The organism is Echinimonas agarilytica (assembly GCF_023703465.1).
Lineage (GTDB): Bacteria > Pseudomonadota > Gammaproteobacteria > Enterobacterales > Neiellaceae > Echinimonas > Echinimonas agarilytica.
Genome location: NZ_JAMQGP010000001.1, coordinates 195,665 through 212,567, shown reverse-complemented (window position 1 = coordinate 212,567; position 16,903 = coordinate 195,665). Strand labels below are relative to the sequence as shown.

10 protein-coding genes are annotated in these 16,903 nt (G+C 47.1%); 7 read left to right on the top strand and 3 right to left on the bottom strand.

The genetic code is table 11. The annotated features are described in order from the left end of the window. Positions 1-2: 2 nt before the first annotated feature. From NAF29_RS00835 to NAF29_RS00825, 3 genes are all read left to right on the top strand, one after another. Positions 3-2,255, top strand: a complete 2,253-nt coding sequence (locus tag NAF29_RS00835; protein WP_251259540.1) for a GumC family protein — start codon at positions 3-5, stop codon at positions 2,253-2,255. Between the two features lie 153 nt (positions 2,256-2,408). Further along, positions 2,409-4,157: a ThuA domain-containing protein gene (locus NAF29_RS00830; protein ID WP_251259538.1), complete on the top strand. Its 1,749-nt coding sequence runs from the start codon at positions 2,409-2,411 to the stop codon at positions 4,155-4,157. A gap of 417 nt (positions 4,158-4,574) precedes the next feature. Continuing rightward, on the top strand, positions 4,575-4,967 hold the full coding sequence (locus tag NAF29_RS00825; RefSeq protein ID WP_251259537.1) for a c-type cytochrome: 393 nt from the start codon (positions 4,575-4,577) through the stop codon (positions 4,965-4,967). 115 nt (positions 4,968-5,082) lie between these two features. On the opposite strand, the gene rep is transcribed toward NAF29_RS00825, so the two are convergent. Continuing rightward, the gene (rep, locus tag NAF29_RS00820; RefSeq protein WP_251259536.1) at positions 5,083-7,098 is read right to left on the bottom strand and encodes a DNA helicase Rep; all 2,016 of its coding nucleotides are present in this window, start codon (positions 7,096-7,098) and stop codon (positions 5,083-5,085) included. A gap of 248 nt (positions 7,099-7,346) precedes the next feature. On the opposite strand from rep, the gene NAF29_RS00815 reads away from it, so the two are divergent. Beyond that, on the top strand, positions 7,347-8,468 hold the full coding sequence (locus NAF29_RS00815; protein WP_251259535.1) for an efflux RND transporter periplasmic adaptor subunit: 1,122 nt from the start codon (positions 7,347-7,349) through the stop codon (positions 8,466-8,468). Positions 8,469-8,480: 12 nt separating this feature from the next. Further along, positions 8,481-11,570, top strand: a complete 3,090-nt coding sequence (locus tag NAF29_RS00810) for a multidrug efflux RND transporter permease subunit (protein WP_251259534.1) — start codon at positions 8,481-8,483, stop codon at positions 11,568-11,570. Positions 11,571-11,649: 79 nt separating this feature from the next. Here the strand turns inward: NAF29_RS00810 and NAF29_RS00805 are convergent, their stop codons facing one another. Continuing rightward, positions 11,650-13,887 carry a hypothetical protein gene (locus NAF29_RS00805; RefSeq protein ID WP_251259533.1) on the bottom strand — a complete coding sequence of 746 codons (2,238 nt, stop codon included), beginning with the start codon at positions 13,885-13,887 and terminating at the stop codon, positions 11,650-11,652. A gap of 257 nt (positions 13,888-14,144) precedes the next feature. Here NAF29_RS00805 and ubiK point away from each other — a divergent pair, with 257 nt between their 5' ends. Together ubiK and NAF29_RS00795 are read left to right on the top strand one after the other, a co-directional pair. Then, a complete protein-coding gene (gene ubiK, locus NAF29_RS00800) occupies positions 14,145-14,399 on the top strand; it encodes a ubiquinone biosynthesis accessory factor UbiK (RefSeq protein WP_251259532.1) in 255 nt (84 codons plus the stop codon). 26 nt (positions 14,400-14,425) lie between these two features. Continuing rightward, a complete protein-coding gene (locus tag NAF29_RS00795) occupies positions 14,426-15,286 on the top strand; it encodes a hypothetical protein (RefSeq protein WP_251259531.1) in 861 nt (286 codons plus the stop codon). 13 nt (positions 15,287-15,299) lie between these two features. Here NAF29_RS00795 and ilvA read toward each other — a convergent pair whose 3' ends face one another. Next, entirely contained in the window at positions 15,300-16,850 is a 1,551-nt protein-coding gene (gene ilvA / locus NAF29_RS00790; RefSeq protein ID WP_251259530.1) for a threonine ammonia-lyase, biosynthetic, read from the bottom strand. Positions 16,851-16,903 lie beyond the last annotated feature (53 nt).

Genomic DNA, 16,903 nt, shown 5'->3' with positions numbered 1-16,903 from the left:
CCATGACTCAAACTCCGCCGCCTAATCATCTGCACTCAGCTTCTGCAACAGCGCAAGAGGATGAAATCGATCTACGCGCGCTTCTTGTCGTGATTTTCAGCTACAAGTGGCACATCGCATTTTTTTGTGCGCTCAGTTTATTCGCTGCAAGTTATGTCGCGGGTACAATCAAACCTACCTATCGCTCTTCAGCGACGTTACTGCTCAATACCAAGGAAGCGCAAACCGTCTCCATTGATGAGGTTTACGGCCTTGATTCCGGCCGCTCAGAGTATTTCCAAACCCAGTTTGAAATCATCAAAAGTCGTTCGCTCGCCAATAAAGTGATCGCCCGGCTCGACCTGCCATCGCATGATGAATTTAGTCTTGCGCCCAAATCAACTTTCATCAATCGCATTAAGAGCAAGGTGAAAGCATGGCTAGACGCAGCCCCTCAGGCCCCTCCACCTGAATTGCCCGATTATGCTAAGGCGCAACTACAGACCAACATTTTCATGTCGAAATTAGCAGTGTCGCCCATTGCCGGCACTCAAATCGTGACGATTTCGTTCGACAGCCATGACCCGGAACTCGCTGCGCTTGTGGTCAACACACTCGGCGATATCTTCATTGAAAGTCACTTCAGTGACAAACTAGGGATGACGCAAAAAGCATCCGGTTGGTTGCGCCTTCAGCTGAACGAATTAACCGTGGCCTTGCGCGAATCAGAGCTTAAGCTTCAGACGTTCCGCGAACACAATAATCTGATTGATACACAAGGTATCGACACTCTGTCGTCTCAAGAGCTCAACGAGCTCACCACACAACTCAGCCAAGCTCGCCAAGTGCGTACCGAGGCCAAAGCCGTTATTCGGCTACTAGAGCTCACCGGCAAAACAGACGTAGGCCGGTTAATGTCGATGCCTGCTATTTCCAAACATCAGCTCATTCTCGACATCAAACGCGATGAAAACAACGTCATTAATCAGCTAGCAGAACTGTCGAAACGCTATGGTCCAAAACACAACAGAATTATTGCCACCAAAGCACGATTGAAGGAATTACAAGCTAACTTGAGCAAACGCGTAACGGCGCTTGTTGCGGGCATTGAACAGGACTATCAGTCGGCCATTAACAATGAAAAGGCACTGCAAAAAGAACTCGAATTCGTGAAGGGGCAATTTCAGGGGCTGGCCAAAGTCGATGCTGAATATCGCGTGCTTCACCGAGAGGTACAAACCAACCGCGAGCTGTACGACACGTTTCTAACCCGCATTAAAGAAATGGATTTAGTGGATGATTTTGAAGAGTTTCATGCTCGCTTCAATGATCGCGCAGAAATACCACTGTCGCCCATCAAACCTAAAAAAGCGCTGATAGTAGTCTTGGCAGGCTTGCTCTCTGGAATGGTTGCGGTCATGACTGTGCTATTGTTTGAAGGATTGAGTGAGCGTATAAAAACTGAAGATGATTTAAGTCTGTTCGGTACCCCCATCATTGCAATCATTCCCAAGATATCCATCAAACGCAAAGCCACATTTCCCATTTATGCCTTCTTTGACGCCAAATACCATACCTTTAGCGAAGCGTTTCGAACGCTTCGCTCAAACTATATTTTGGCCAACGCCAAACGACTCATTAATGTGGTGGCCATTACATCCACAGAGCCAGGTGAGGGGAAAACAGCCACCGCAACCAATATGAGCTTTTCATTGGCACAAGTTGAGAAAGTACTATTGATAGAGGCCGACATGCGCCGCCCAACTCTAGCTCAATCATTCTCAATGCAAGACAATCATCCAGGTTTATCGAACTTGTTGCGCGGCACGCACCGCTTTTCAAAATGCATTTTTAAAGATTCAGCATCAGGGCTAGATGTCATTCCAGCTGGCGAGCGGGTGGCAAACCCATTGGAATTACTCACCGGTAAACATTTTAAAGCGCTGCTCAAGCGACTTTCACAACACTATGATCGCATTGTCATCGACACACCACCTGCGCATGTCGTGTCAGACGCCATGGTAGTATCGAATATTGCCGACTCGATTATTTATGTGGTGCGCGCCAATCATGTAAAGCGCAGCAAAATTGCGACCGCATTTCATCGGCTAAAGAAGCTTGGCATTCCCATCGATGGCTTAGTGCTCAACCAAGTGCCCGAAAAAGAATTTAAGCGATATTACGGATATCAATACGACGGCTACTACAATGCTGCAACACCACTACCAGTGAAGACCGTTCCCAAGAAGATGAAGCAGCCAAACCGAGTGGCTTGATCACCTCAATATTGCCACTACTTTTTTGCGCACTCGATCCAATTCCAAGCTATCACCGCAAATAGAACAAGCAAACGGCCATCTATTCCCTATTCCATCTAGCCCTATGTCGCTACTGTGTAACCCTATCCCGAATGGACATATGATTTTGCGATGACACATAAAATAGCCTTATCGGCCGCACTGACGTTGACGCTTCTATGCTCTCCTCAGCTGCTGGCACAACAATTCAAGCTTCTCATCATAGATGGACAGAACAACCATCAAATTTGGCCTAAATCGACTGCGATGATGAAGCGCAATTTAGAAGACTCCGGCCTCTTTAAGGTCGACGTCGAGCGCAGTCACTATACGTGGCGTGGCGAACAATACATAAAGCAGCACAGCTTAAGCCTTGAAACTGTTTCAACTGAGCAACCTGTTGCCGATCCGAATTTTACGCCCGATTTTTCTGACTACGATGTTGTTATTTCCAACTTCGGTTGGAAAAGTTCTGATTGGCCAACGGAAACCCAAAAAGCCTTTGAGCAATACATGAAAGACGGTGGTGGCTTTGTTTCTGTGCATGCAGCCAACAACGCTTTCCCGAACTGGCAAGCATATAACAAGATGATCGGAGTGGGCGGTTGGGGTGGCCGAAATGAACACTCTGGCCCAATGATTTACTTGGATAAAACAGGTCAAGTCATTCGTGATAACACCAAAGGTAAGGCCGGTACGCATGGAGAAAAAGGCGAGTTTCTGATTCAGCTCACAGAGCCTCACCCGATCACAAAGGGACTCCCGACACAGTGGCTGCACTCCCGGGATGAAATTTACGGTAAATTGCGTGGTCCAGCCAAGAATATGACTGTCTTGGCTTCTGCCTATTCCGATCCGAAAGCACGCGGTACTGGGCGTTATGAGCCCGTCATGATGGCCTTAACCTACGGTGAAGGGCGAGTATTCCATACGACACTCGGCCACGATGAAAACGCCTTTGATGATGTGGGTTTTATGACCACCTTGATCCGTGGCGCAGAGTGGGCAGCAAGTGGTGCAGTGACATACCCGGTGCCCAAAGATTTTCCAACTCAACACAACACCAGCTCTCGCACATTCCATTCAGAAGAGTGGGTTGAACTACTCGATCTAGATTTGGCTCAATGGGATGTTTTTGTGGGAGTTCCGCACACCCGTGTAAAGGGTTTACCTGTAGGCACTCCTCAAGCCGACAAACCTAAAGAAGGCGTACCATTGGGGTTAAACAATGACCCCAAAAACGTGGTCACGGTGACTGAAGTAGACGGCAAGCCACAACTCAATATTTCCGGTGAAATCTATGCCGGTATTACAACACGTAAATACTTTGAAAATTTCCATTTCTCAGCCGAGGTCAAATGGGGCGAGAAGAAATGGGCGCCACGTGAAAATGCCAAACGAGACTCCGGTTTGCTCTACCATGCCAGTGGTGAGCATGGGCGCTTCTGGAATGTTTGGAAACGCTGTGTGGAATATCAAATTCAAGAAGGCGATTTTGGCGATCTATTTATGCTGGCAGGCACAGGCGGCACCGTTCGAGTGAAAGATCTCAAACAAGAAAAAAAATGGGACCCAAAACACGGCTGGGATCCTTCTATGCCGTACCAGCGAAGCGGACGCGTCAAGCGCTCTGAAAACTTTGAAAAACCTCACGGCGAATGGAATTTAGTCGAGGTTTATGCGGTCGGGCAACAAGCGGTTCATCTGGTCAATGGTGAGCCAGTTCTGGCCATTGATGAAATCCGCATGAATGGTAATGAACCATTAACCGGGGGTGAAATTCAGCTTCAATCTGAAGGCGCAGAGGTTTACTACCGGAATGTTAAAATACGCAATATTGAAGAAATTCCTGAGTATTTGCGAAATCAAACGGGGCTTTAAGCAGGCGTTGGCCCGCGCCAAGCGGGCCTTCATCAATATACTCTGATCGAATCAGCACGTCGTACGCACCATGCCAATATCACCACTCGCAGTTACGGATAAATTACGAGTCTCCGACTCAAGAAACTTGGGTATACCATTCGTTCAGCACCCCCTCTAAATGTCCAAACAAGAATTTACCGCTATGCTAATTGTCGTCCGATTACCATGGTTCACTGGCTGAACCTGTGATCCCAAAGATCGTTCATCAAGCAGGGGGAAAGCTGCCAAACTGGGTGCTAAGCATCTAAACTTGTGCAGGTTTGTTACATTCCATACCGATATGTGAAGGGTATTAGTTGGTGGTCAGCCAATATACCGATATAATCGCCTGCACTAACAAAGAATATAAATATTATGCTCGAGAGGATTTGCCGCATGAAAACATCCTGGTTGCTGGCTGCACTAGGCCTGTCACTGTCCACTGTTGCATTTGCATCAACTGACGCTGAAATTGCTGAACGTATTAAACCGGTAGGTGAAGTGTACCTTGAAGGTGACGAGCCTGCGCAAGCAGAAGTTGCTTCCGGTCCTCGTTCAGGAGCCGACGTGTACGGTACTTTTTGTATCGCATGTCACAGCGGAGCTTTGCCAAACGCACCAAAAATGGGTGACGCGGATCAATGGGCTCCTCGCAAATCGCAAGGATTTGACACCATGCTCAAGCATGCCATCGATGGGTTCAATGCCATGCCGCCACGCGGTACCTGCATGAACTGTTCAGATGATGAAATCAAAGCCGCCATCGAGCATATGATTGAAGGCACCTAACCTATCAGGTTGAACCTTCATTTAGATTGAAAAAGCCGACGTTCATCCGTCGGCTTTTTTGTGGTTGAATGCGTTGCAAATTCTTTTTAGAACCTGAATCGAACTGACCTCACGATTAACCCTTGTTCCCCAAAATCGCTTTGAGATTGGCAATGCCAGCACGTCCGGTTTGCTGTTTTTGCTCAGCCGTTTTCTGAGTTCTCGATTCCCACTCCACATCGTCCTGAGGCAATTCCAACAAGAAACGGCTAGGTTCTGGCTTAATCACTTCGCCGTATTGGCGTCGGCTTTTGCACAACGTGAATGTTAGAGCTTGCTGGGCGCGGGTAATGCCCACATAAGCCAGCCGGCGCTCTTCATCAACGTTGTCTTCATCCATGCTCACTTGATGCGGCAATAAGCCTTCTTCCATGCCCACCATAAACACAAATGGATACTCCAATCCCTTAGACGCATGCAGGGTCATCAGCTGAACTTGATCGGCATTTTCTTCCGACTCATTCCGTTCCATCATGTCGCGAAGCATGAGCCGAGTAACGACCTCTTGCAGCGTCATGGGTTGTTCTAGCTCGTCGCCTTCGAGCATTTCAGTGATCCACCGATACAGCTCCGACACATTTTTCATGCGCATTTCGGCGGCTTTGGCACTCGCACTGGTTTCGTAGAGCCAGTCTTCATAGTGAATACCACGCACTAGCTCGCGCACCACATCAGTGGTTTCTGAGCGGACGGCATTGTCGCTTAGCTCAACCATCCATCGGGTAAATCGCTGTATCTCGAATAGAGGCTTGCCAGAAATAACACTCGAAAGGTGAGCATCACACGCTGCGGCAAACAAGCCGATACCGCGTTCGTTAGCGAACAATCCAAGCTTTTCGAGACTTGTAGGCCCAATACCTCGTTTGGGTACATTAATAATGCGAAGGAATGAATTGTCGTCATCAGCATTCACCAGCAGCCGCAAGTACGCCATCATGTCTTTGATCTCAGCGCGCGAGAAAAACGAAGTTCCTCCAGATATTTTATAAGGGATGCGATTGCGCATCAGCGACATTTCAAATAAGCGCGACTGATGGTTACCACGATATAAAATGGCGTAATCTCGATAGGCTGTTTTATTAATAAATTTATGAGCGCTGAGCTCTGACGTAACGCGATCGGCCTCATGCTCTTCGTCTTTAGCAAACAACACCCGGAGTGGCACGCCATACCCGAGTTCACTAAAAAGGCGCTTTTCAAAGGCGTGTGGGTTATTGGCAATTAAAATATTTGCAGCTTTGAGAATACGGCCGCTGGAGCGGTAATTTTGCTCCAGTTTAATCAGGCGTAAAGCCGGAAAATCTGTTTTCAGTAGCTCAAGGTTTTGCGGGCGCGCACCACGCCAAGAATAAATCGACTGATCATCGTCGCCCACTACAGTAAAGCGTGCATTGCTGCCCACAATCAGTTTCACCAAATCGTATTGCGCGGTGTTGGTATCTTGATATTCATCCACTAATAAATAGCGAATTCGGTTCTGCCAACGTTCACGCACCTCGGCATTTTCTTTGAGCAACAGACACGGCAATAAAATCAGATCATCAAAATCGAGTGCATTGTACGCCACCATTTGGCGCTGATAACGATCGTAAAATTCAGCCAGTTGCTTGAAGTGTTCATCCTGTGCGGTTGCCATAGCTTGCTTGGGCGATACCATTTCATTTTTCCAATTTGAAATAGTACTGATCAATTGGCGAATGGCATCTTTGTCGCCTTCAAGTTCATCTTCCGTTAATGACACCAGCAGCGCATTGACATCATGTTCATCAAATAAGGAAAAGTTCTCTTTTAAACCCAACACCTTGTGCTCACGACGAATAATGTTCAAACCCAAGGTATGGAACGTTGAAACCATTAACCCCCGAGCCTCGGCCTTGCCCAGTGTTTGTCCAATCCGTTCACGCATTTCTCGCGCGGCTTTGTTGGTAAACGTCACCGCTGCAATATTGCGTGCCTTATGCCCGCATTCTTGAATCATGTAAGCAATTTTATTGGTGATCACACGGGTTTTACCACTGCCTGCGCCTGCCAACACAAGACACGGACCAGAAATATAAGTCACAGCCTCTTGCTGAGCTGGGTTGAGTTTCATTGCCATACCAATTAAATCAATTAAGAAAGAGAAACTTGATCGCTAAAGCCACTGAAATAGGGGCTTAGTCAAGTAGGGCGTATTGTATCGCACCCACTGCGCTGATGATATGTATCAAATTTAACTCAACAGAATTGTCAAAAAATGTAAACCTAACAAATATTTAACAGACGTAACTGGTTTGCTATCAGTATACTTCGGTAATTAACTATACTCTCTTAATCTCTCGTTAGGGTAAAAGGCTCGACATGAAAAAGTGGTTCGCATGGATGTTCGTTGTGGTCATTCTGTTGCTTGGCAGCGTCATTGGCTTCAACTTATTTAAAGCCCACATGATCGAAGATTTTCTGGCCAATCGGCCACCGCCAACTTTTCCAGTCACCACAATGATGGTTTCTACATCTGAATATGTTCCTCGCATTAACGCGTTTGGCTTTATCGAACCATACCGAGGCGTCACACTCGCCGCAGAAGAGAGCGGAACGGTTAAAGCGCTTTCGTTTGAATCCGGTCAAACGGTCGGTGAGGGGCAACTTTTAGTCAGCTTAGATTCAGAGGTTGAAGCTGCAAACTTAGCCGCATCAGAAGCCGTATTGCCCGCCACGCAAAAACAAATGGACCGCATGGTACGCTTGTACAAGCAAGGCTCAGTGTCTGAAGGTGAAAAAGACAAAGCTGTGGCTGATTTGCTGACGCTCAAAGCACAAATTCGATCACTCACGGCCACCATTGACCGCCGCACGATCGAAGCGCCTTTTGCTGGCCAAGTCGGTTTGCGCAACGTGTACATGGGCCAATATCTACAACCGGGCAATGAGATTGTTCGACTGGAAGACACTTCAACCATGCGCATTCGGTTCACTGTGCCACAAAATGACCTAAATCGAATTCATGTGAAACAAGCCGTTCATGTCAATGTCGATGCACACGGCGATGAGATTTTTCAAGGCATCATCACCGCCATCGAACCTGCAGTGAGTTATCAATCTGGTGTGGTTCAAGTGCAAGCCGACATTCCAAACGATGACGGCGACTTGCGCTCTGGTATGTTTGCCCGCGTGCAAGTGATATTACCCACTCTCACCGACCAACTACTGTTGCCACAAAGTGCTATTAATTTCACATTGTACGGCGAAAATGTGTTCGTAGTTGAACAGACCAAAGACGATGCTGGCAACGAACAACTACAAGTGAAACAAACCACGGTTTCGGTGTCTGAGCGACACGGCAACCTCGCGTTAATCTCAAGCGGTTTGAAAGAAGGTGACGAGGTCGTGACTTCGGGCCAGATTCGCCTCTCAAACGGCAGTCTCGTGCGCCTTGTTGAATCAAACGCGCTGATTGAACCTGATTCAGTGCCACGCTTGTAGACGGAGAGCGACATGAAATTTACGGATATTTTCATCCGCCGTCCGGTGTTAGCCATTTCCATTAGCTTAATGCTGGTGTTACTTGGGCTACAGGCGTTACGCGACATGCAAGTGCGCGAATACCCAGAAATGACCAATACGGTGATCACCGTCACCACGAGTTATTGGGGCGCAAACTCAGATCTCATTCAAGGCTTTATCACACAGCCGCTTGAACAAGCGATTGCGCAAGCCGATAACGTTGACTTCATGACCAGTCAAAGCTATCTGGGAACAAGTTCGATTACAGCTCAAATGAAGCTCAACACCAACCCGAATGCAGCGCTCGCAGACGTATTGGCTAAGGTGAACTCGGTTCGCTCTCAATTACCCAGTGAAGCGGAAGATCCTACTGTGGAGATGTCGACCGGTTCAACAACTTCGGTAATTTATATTGCCTTTACCAGCCCTGAGCTGAATTCGAGCCAAATTAACGACTACCTTGAGCGCGTGATCCAGCCGCAGCTATTTACCATTCCGGGTGTGGCTAAAGTGAACTTATTTGGTGGTATTAAGTTTGCTCTGCGAGTCTGGCTCGACCCTGCCAAAATGGCAGCGTTTGATCTCACCGCTACCGAAGTGTCGCAAGTATTGCAAGCCAATAATTTCCAATCTGCACCGGGACAGGCCGTGGGAGTATTCACCTTATACAACGGTGAGGTGAACACTCAGGTAGCCAATGCCGAAGAGCTTTCTCGAATGGTCGTCGCCAGTCGAGGCGGCGAAGTGGTGCGCTTAGGAGATATTGCCGATGTCTCTCTGGAAAAAAGTCGCGACAGCTATCGCGCCATAGCCGATGGTAAGAATGCAGTGGTGGTGGCGCTCGATCCAACGCCTACCGCAAACCCGCTCGATATCACTCATGAGGTGCGTAAAAAATTACCTGAGCTGGCAAATAACCTTCCCGACACCATCAATATGAACGTGTTATACGACTCCACGCTTGCCATTGAGGAATCGATTAACGAGGTGGTCAAAACCATTATCGAAGCCGGTATTATTGTGTTAATTGTGATCACGCTATTTTTGGGGAATGCCCGCGCCGTGATCATTCCCATTATCACCATTCCCTTGTCGCTCATCGGCGTGGCCATGATGATGTCATTTTTCGGTTTCTCACTAAACCTAATGACCTTACTCGCCATGGTATTGGCCATTGGACTAGTGGTAGATGATGCGATTGTGGTGGTAGAAAACGTCGACCGGCACATCAAAATGGGCAAAGGACCCTTTGAAGCTGCAGTGATCGGTACTCGCGAAATTGCCGTTCCGGTCATTTCAATGACCATAACGTTAGCCGCTGTGTATGCCCCTATTGCCTTAATGGGGGGCATCACCGGTTCGTTGTTTAAAGAGTTTGCATTAACCTTGGCCGGAGCCGTATTTATCTCCGGTATTGTCGCGCTCACACTTTCGCCCATGATGTGTTCTGTCATGCTACAACCACACTCCACGCCAAATCGCTTTGAAGCCATTGTGGAGCGGGTGTTAGGTGGGTTGAATAAGCGTTATGACCGAACCTTGCGCGCCGTGATGGCACATCGACCTGTCATTTTAGTATTTGCAGCCTTTATCTTTATGAGCCTGCCTGCCTTGTTTAGCTTTATTCCAAGTGAATTGGCACCCAGTGAAGACAAAGGTGGCTTTATGATGATGGGGAAAGCTCCCGCAACTGCGAACTTGGATTATATCCAAAATCACGTGCAGGAAACCTCAGAGCAAGTCGTGAAAATTCCAGAGATCGACTCATGGCTTGCGTTCTCAGGGGTTCCTAGTTCAAACACTGCAATGGGTATTTTGAACTTAAAAACCTGGTCTCAGCGTGACCGAGTTCAGTCTGAAGTCATTGCCGACACTTCTGCCATTATTGCTAATTCAGCAGGTTTATCATTCAGTGCCTTCGCCTTTCCTGAGCTACCGGGCGCTTCAAGTGGCTTGCCCGTGCAGTTTGTGATTACCACGCCAAACACCTTTGAGAGCTTGTTTGAAGTGGCATCAAATATGTACGAGAAAGTGAAGGTATCGCCCCAATTTGTATACACAGAAATGGATTTGGCCTACGACTCAGCCACCATGCGTATTCAAATTGACCGCGACCGCGCGGGTGCCTATGGCATTACCATGCAAGACGTGGGGATCACTCTGTCAACCATGATGAGCGACGGCTACATTAATCGTGTGGATTTGATGGGCCGCGGTTACGAAGTCATCACACAGGTCGCGCGCGACCAACGCCTCAATCCAGAATCGATTAAAGATTACTTTGTCAAAGCCTCCGATGGCACTGCCGTTCCTTTGTCTGAATTAGTGACGATAGAAGTCATTGGCAAGCCCCGCGCACTACCGCATTTCAATCAACTCAACTCGGCCACCATTGGCGCCGTTGCCGCACCAGGTACATCCATGGGCGATGTGGTGAGTTACTTTGAAAATATGGCTGCTACAGACTTACCCAGAGGATATCAGTACGACTTTCTAGGTGAATCTCGCCAGTTTGTGCAAGAAGGTTCAGCCTTATATGAAACTTTTTTACTCGCTTTGGCCATTATTTTCTTGGTATTGGCCAGTCAATTCGAAAGTATTCGTGACCCATTGGTGATTCTAGTGTCAGTGCCACTGGCTTTGTGCGGTGCATTAATTGCGCTGGCATGGGGCTTGAGCACCATGAATATTTACGCACAAGTTGGCTTAGTCACGCTGATCGGCCTTATCAGTAAACATGGTATTTTAATCTGTGAAGTGGCAAAAGAGGCTCAGTTGGATCGAGGTAAAGACCGCATGGAAGCCGTTATTGAAGCGGCAAGTGTGCGTTTGCGACCCATTTTAATGACCACCGCAGCTATGGTAACAGGGCTCGTTCCCTTACTCTTAGCCACAGGTGCAGGGGCAATAAGTCGATTCAGTATTGGGATTGTGATTGTTTCAGGCCTTACCATTGGCACCCTCTTTACGCTGTTCGTTTTACCCGTGATTTACACCTATTTGGCGTCTAAGCATCAGCCATTGAAGAACCTCCCCGGCGAGACTAGCTCCTCTAACCTTGCCGCTGAACGCCAAGATTAAGCCCTCGGCAAGCCGAGTTGCTCAGTGAGCAACTCGGTGCTTTGAAACACGCGCAGCAAGACATGGCTTCTATGAGCGATTACTGCTCCCTATTACTCACGTTTTTTTCGTTCAACGACAACACTTTAATCCGACTAATTCGGTGACGATATATCTCTCGTAGATATTTGATGGCTTTCTTAAGGTTTTCAGCCGACAAGCGAATGTCATTGATTGATACAAATTTCGCATCGTCTCGAATTAATTCTTTATACTTTTTCTCGTACATAGGCTTAATGGCAAACCAGTTGGTATCTAAAATCTTAGCTGGATTTTCAAACGCATTTACCATGCTTTCTAAGCGCGATTCATCAAACTCGTCATCGGTAATAAATTTTATAATGGCATTGTCGAGTGTGTCGTCGTAGCGATATTCATTCTTGGCAAAACAACGCTTAATGTAAGACACAATCAAAGTTAAAAAGTCATCACTCAAACAAGGACTCTTTGACACTAAGGTCGTCAAAGACAAGTTAGGCGAAGCACCAATCACCAATGCAAAACGCTTCAATGTAGTGTTCGGATATAGGTTATTGAGGTGTGTTTTTAAACGATTCAACGCCACATAAGACAGTTTATAATCCTTCGGCAACGACACAATTGAAACAATGGAAGAACAGTTTTTGAAGAAATGAAAGTCGTTCAAATGCTTGGCATCAAACCCAGAATCCTCATAACGCTTTAATGCCTCACGGTAACGTTCCGCTTCTACCGGTAACAGGCTAATACCTTCTACCGCCTGAGTTTGGCGATTAAAGTGAGGCAACTGCACCGAGCGTAAAAATAAATCATCAATGTCGAGATGAGTTCCAGACTTATCACCCAACTTGAATTTATCCACTGTCATCGACGCTGCATTCGTTTCTGGAATTACACTTTCTGCGTAGGCCACAGCCACAGGTCCAGCCAAACTCATGAACAAATCATTGGCGTCTAAACGAATGGTTTCTCCAATATTGACGCCCGCTTTGCGAAAGTAATTTTCATCGTAATCAGATGTCACCGCTTGCGCGGTTAAGATATTGAAGATCTGTTGAGAGATATATTGGTTGGCATACTTTTCCATCGAGTTAACATCGATGTCATGCGTCATTTGATCTTCTGTTTCTTCTGCAAAACGCATAATGTCATTGGAGATCAGCATCATTGCATTCCAAGGACGGATCCGCTGCATCACACTGCTTTCACCTTCCGCTTCATCACTGTAGTTGTACGAAAAGTCCCACTCTTCAGACAGGTATTTGCACAATAACCGCCCCGCATTAATATGCAGAGCTTCTGACACGCCCGAGCTGTGACTGGAAATATTGGGTAATACACAAATACCGCTGGTAAAGATCGGTTCGAATACAAACGAATCTCTGCGCTCAACGTCATCTTCAGGCGCAACATCAAAGGTTTTCCGCATGTAAGCATACTGCTGTGCTAAGCCAAACTCAGACGCCATTCCCGATCCGGTTCCTCCCCCCGCGGAGAATACATAGAAGTACAAGCGAGATTGGTTTGCTTTAATGCCACAGGAGTCAATTAAATAAGAATGGATAAATTTCCAATCTTCATTGGTAAAGTTATCGGTATGTTTATTCAGAATGATTTTGGCTAAATACTGCCCCAAAATAGGTGCATTCCCCGCTCCTCCAGCATGCACTTCGGATAAATCCATCACATGCATTTTTTTATATTGGCGCAGGAAGTCACTATTCTCAATCTCAGCTGAGTAACGAATGCGGCCTGAAATATCTTTGTCGAGGTCGCCTAACATCACAATCGGTTCGATCAAAAATACCGGCGATTTGCTGTCGCTTTTATTCAACGAAAAATGTCGACGAAGCCAATTTCCCGACGTTCCCTCCGATGCAATTTGCTCCGCACTTTCCTGCTGCGACAGATAGTAATTTCGAGCGTTATACACCAGTGTTGCAACGTCCAACGCTATGTTTGAACCACATCGCCCCAACCCAATAATGCACACCGATGGAAAGATTTGAGCAACGGGCTCATCGTCGTCATCATTCACACTCACCGGATAGATGTGCGAGCGCATGGTGTCTAAGTTAGACAAAATACGTTCGAGGTTTTTTTCGGTGTAATACAAAGGATTTTTCATCGCTGGAGCCAAGCTTTCAGGATCGACAATGAGCATCTCCGAGAGACTCTCTGGCATTTGCAAAGAGTCTTCAGCGGCAGGTTGAGCTTTAGCTTGGGACCGCTCAATCGTAGTTTTATCAATATCCGTTGACGCGACTTTGGACTGTTTATTCCGCTCTGTGCTCGCCATGCTCATCATCCTATTTAAGTCTAAAAAAATCACCCGTAACCCAAAAGCATAGTTCCGATCTGACAATTCAGATAGTGACGCCCAGCCAACGGGTTTTACTCGCGTTATAGAATCGAGGCAAGTCGGGTCACAACGCTCTGTTTAAAAGTCTCTTCGCTCGAGCAAACACAACGGTACTTATATTTAAAATCACCAAGATCCGCTATAAGTAGGGTCGCGATGACGCTACAATCAGAGCAATTGTTAAGGAGATTGAAATGATCAACCCATCTAAACTTGAAGAAATAGCCCGCCAAATCGCCGACTCCGTGCCAACGGGTGTCAAACAATTTGCTGGCGATGTAGAAACCCAAGCCAAAACCGTATTGCAATCACAATTGAGCAAGCTTGATCTGGTCACTCGCGAAGAATTTGATGTTCAAAATCGTGTGCTACTTAAAACACGTGAAAAATTAGAACAACTTGAGGCTACGGTTGCTGAGCTGGAGGCTACACTTAAATCCAAGGATTGATACCGTCCGCTTTGAAAGGAAGTATTATGAATTGGTTGGCGGATAACGCTCGATTCACTCTCGCATACAAACATTTGGCCAGCCGCAATTGTGCGGCGCCTACTGAAATTCCAGAACACTGGCAGCAGCCACTCGCTCAAGAGCTTAAAAAGGCCAACGCTTGTCCTTGGCAACGCTGCTCTGGTAAGCAAAAATTACTTCATGTGGTTCATCAAACCGAAAATGCCGGCATTCGAGGGTTACAACCTCGCCATTGGTTGCGCGGTTGCTCCAACATTCTCAAATCTCCCGCTAAGTTTGGCCAAGTGATTATTATCGCCCTGTTGTTGGTCGGCATTACGCTAGTTCATACTGACTACTTGTTGCTTGAAATCTCACGACAATATGCCAACGATCAAACCCAACTCCCCAACATCAGCAAATGGGTTCTCGATTATGGAAAAATAGGCGCTTTGGCACTCACCGTCTTTATGGTGATACTCAGTATCATGATTAAACTCCAGCGCAGAGTGCTGCGTTTACGCATTGAAAAACTCAATATTGGTAGCCGTTGGATGGGTCCGAACGTGATGAATCACAGTAATATTGCGGTATGTGGTTTTTGGCTCAGCAAATTACATGACTCAGAATTGAAGGATTATTTGTCGTCGAACGAAATTGATGCCATTCATAAAATTGCTAAGCGTCATGATCTGCAGTTCATTGCAAAAGACTCGGATTGTGCCGAACTCATTTGGAAAAACCACATTGAATGCGCCATTTCAGCATCGGAGCGATGGGAAAAACGCCTAACTTATTTGGGTTACTTGCTCTTGGCTGGATGGTTTTGTTTGGTGCTAATGGCTGTTGCACAAGCATTTTTAGGATGGGGGAAATTGGGGCTGTAAGCCCCATTGGAATTTATTTTAGAAATGCGGTGTAAGCTGGGTTGTTCGTTTCATCATGATATTCGTATCCAACCTGCTCTAAGAAACCATGAAAGGCATCGTTGTCGGTTTCTGGCACTTCAAAACCCGCAAATACTCGACCATACGCAGCACCATGATTACGATAGTGAAACAGGGTAATATTCCACTGCTCGCCCAAGGTATTGAGGAATTTCAGCAAGGCACCCGGGTGCTCAGGAAATTCAAAGCCCAATAACTTTTCTGGAATTGAGCGATGAGGGTGGCCACCCACCATATAACGAATGTGCAGTTTCGCCAGTTCGTTGTTGGTCAAGTCATGCGTTGCATAGCCTTTGTCTTCAAGTTCGGTGATTAACGCAAGTCGAGCCGACTCATCTTCCACCCGAACACCCACAAAAATATTGGCGCTCGCATTGTCTGCAAAACGGTAATTAAATTCGGTGATCGCTCTGCCTTGCAAGGTTTCACAAAACTGACGGAAGCTTCCTTTGCGCTCTGGAATCGTCACCGCAAGCACGGCTTCTTTGCCTTCGCCTAATTCGGTGCGCTCAGACACATATCGCAAAGTATGGAAATTCAGGTTAGCGCCACTCAAGATTGCGCCTAATTGAAGCCCCGCAACGTCATTTTGTTGCGCATATTTTTTCAGCCCCGCAATCGACAATGCGCCTGCTGGCTCGGAAATCGCGCGCATGTCGTCAAAGGCATCTTTAATCGCAGCACAAATTTCGTCGGTACTCACAGTGATTACATCATCAAGATGTTGATAGCAAAGGCGGAATGTTTCTTCGCCAATACGTTTCACCGCAACCCCGTCAGCAAACAAACCAACATTCGACAAATCGCTCGGTTTACCATGCTTCCACGCTTCGGCTAAGCAAGCCGAGTCTTCTGCTTCCACACCGATAAGTTTGATATCCGGACGAAGTTGACGCAAATACACGGCCACACCCGCCGCTAAACCACCGCCGCCCACCGGCAAAAATACCGCATTGAGTTTCTGCGATTGTTGTAGCATTTCCATGCCACAGGTGCCTTGCCCTGTGATCACTTCAACATCATCAAACGGTGGCACAAGTGTCATGCCTTGCTCTGCTGCTAACCGGCGAGACTCTGCGCTGGCAGCATCAAAGTTATCGCCCACTTGCACCACGTTTCCACCCAGTCGACGAACCGCATCTACTTTAATATCTGGAGTCGTGGTTGGCATCACAATGGTAGCGTTGACGCCTAGCTTTGCGGCGGACATAGCAAGGCCTTGCGCATGGTTACCTGCCGACGCTGCAACCACACCACGGGCGCGCTGCTCATTCGTCAGGCTTAATAGTTTGTTATAAGCACCACGCAATTTAAATGAATGTACAGGCTGCATGTCTTCGCGTTTTAAGACCACGTCACAACCTAAACGCTCAGAGAGTTTCTTCATTGGCTGCAACGGCGTCACCTTGGCTAAATCATAAATTGGCGCGAGCAAAATCTTGCGCAAATATTCTGAGTCAGTTGGATGAGTGGGTTGCGGATTCAATGGAGTGGGCTGTGCCATTCGGTTCTCTCTTCACGAGCATGCATTAGTTGCATGCTTCATTAATTACATGA

Bases quoted from the DNA above. Each gene is read 5' to 3' on its own strand.
- NAF29_RS00825 (WP_251259537.1), top strand. From the start codon at position 4,575: ATGAAAACATCCTGGTTGCTGGCTGCACTAGGCCTGTCACTGTCCACT.
- NAF29_RS00830 (WP_251259538.1), top strand. From the start codon at position 2,409: ATGACACATAAAATAGCCTTATCGGCCGCACTGACGTTGACGCTTCTA.
- rep (WP_251259536.1), bottom strand. From the start codon at position 7,098: ATGAAACTCAACCCAGCTCAGCAAGAGGCTGTGACTTATATTTCTGGT.
- NAF29_RS00795 (WP_251259531.1), top strand. From the start codon at position 14,426: ATGAATTGGTTGGCGGATAACGCTCGATTCACTCTCGCATACAAACAT.
- ilvA (WP_251259530.1), bottom strand. From the start codon at position 16,850: ATGGCACAGCCCACTCCATTGAATCCGCAACCCACTCATCCAACTGAC.
- NAF29_RS00805 (WP_251259533.1), bottom strand. From the start codon at position 13,887: ATGGCGAGCACAGAGCGGAATAAACAGTCCAAAGTCGCGTCAACGGAT.
- ubiK (WP_251259532.1), top strand. From the start codon at position 14,145: ATGATCAACCCATCTAAACTTGAAGAAATAGCCCGCCAAATCGCCGAC.
- NAF29_RS00815 (WP_251259535.1), top strand. From the start codon at position 7,347: ATGAAAAAGTGGTTCGCATGGATGTTCGTTGTGGTCATTCTGTTGCTT.
- NAF29_RS00835 (WP_251259540.1), top strand. From the start codon at position 3: ATGACTCAAACTCCGCCGCCTAATCATCTGCACTCAGCTTCTGCAACA.
- NAF29_RS00810 (WP_251259534.1), top strand. From the start codon at position 8,481: ATGAAATTTACGGATATTTTCATCCGCCGTCCGGTGTTAGCCATTTCC.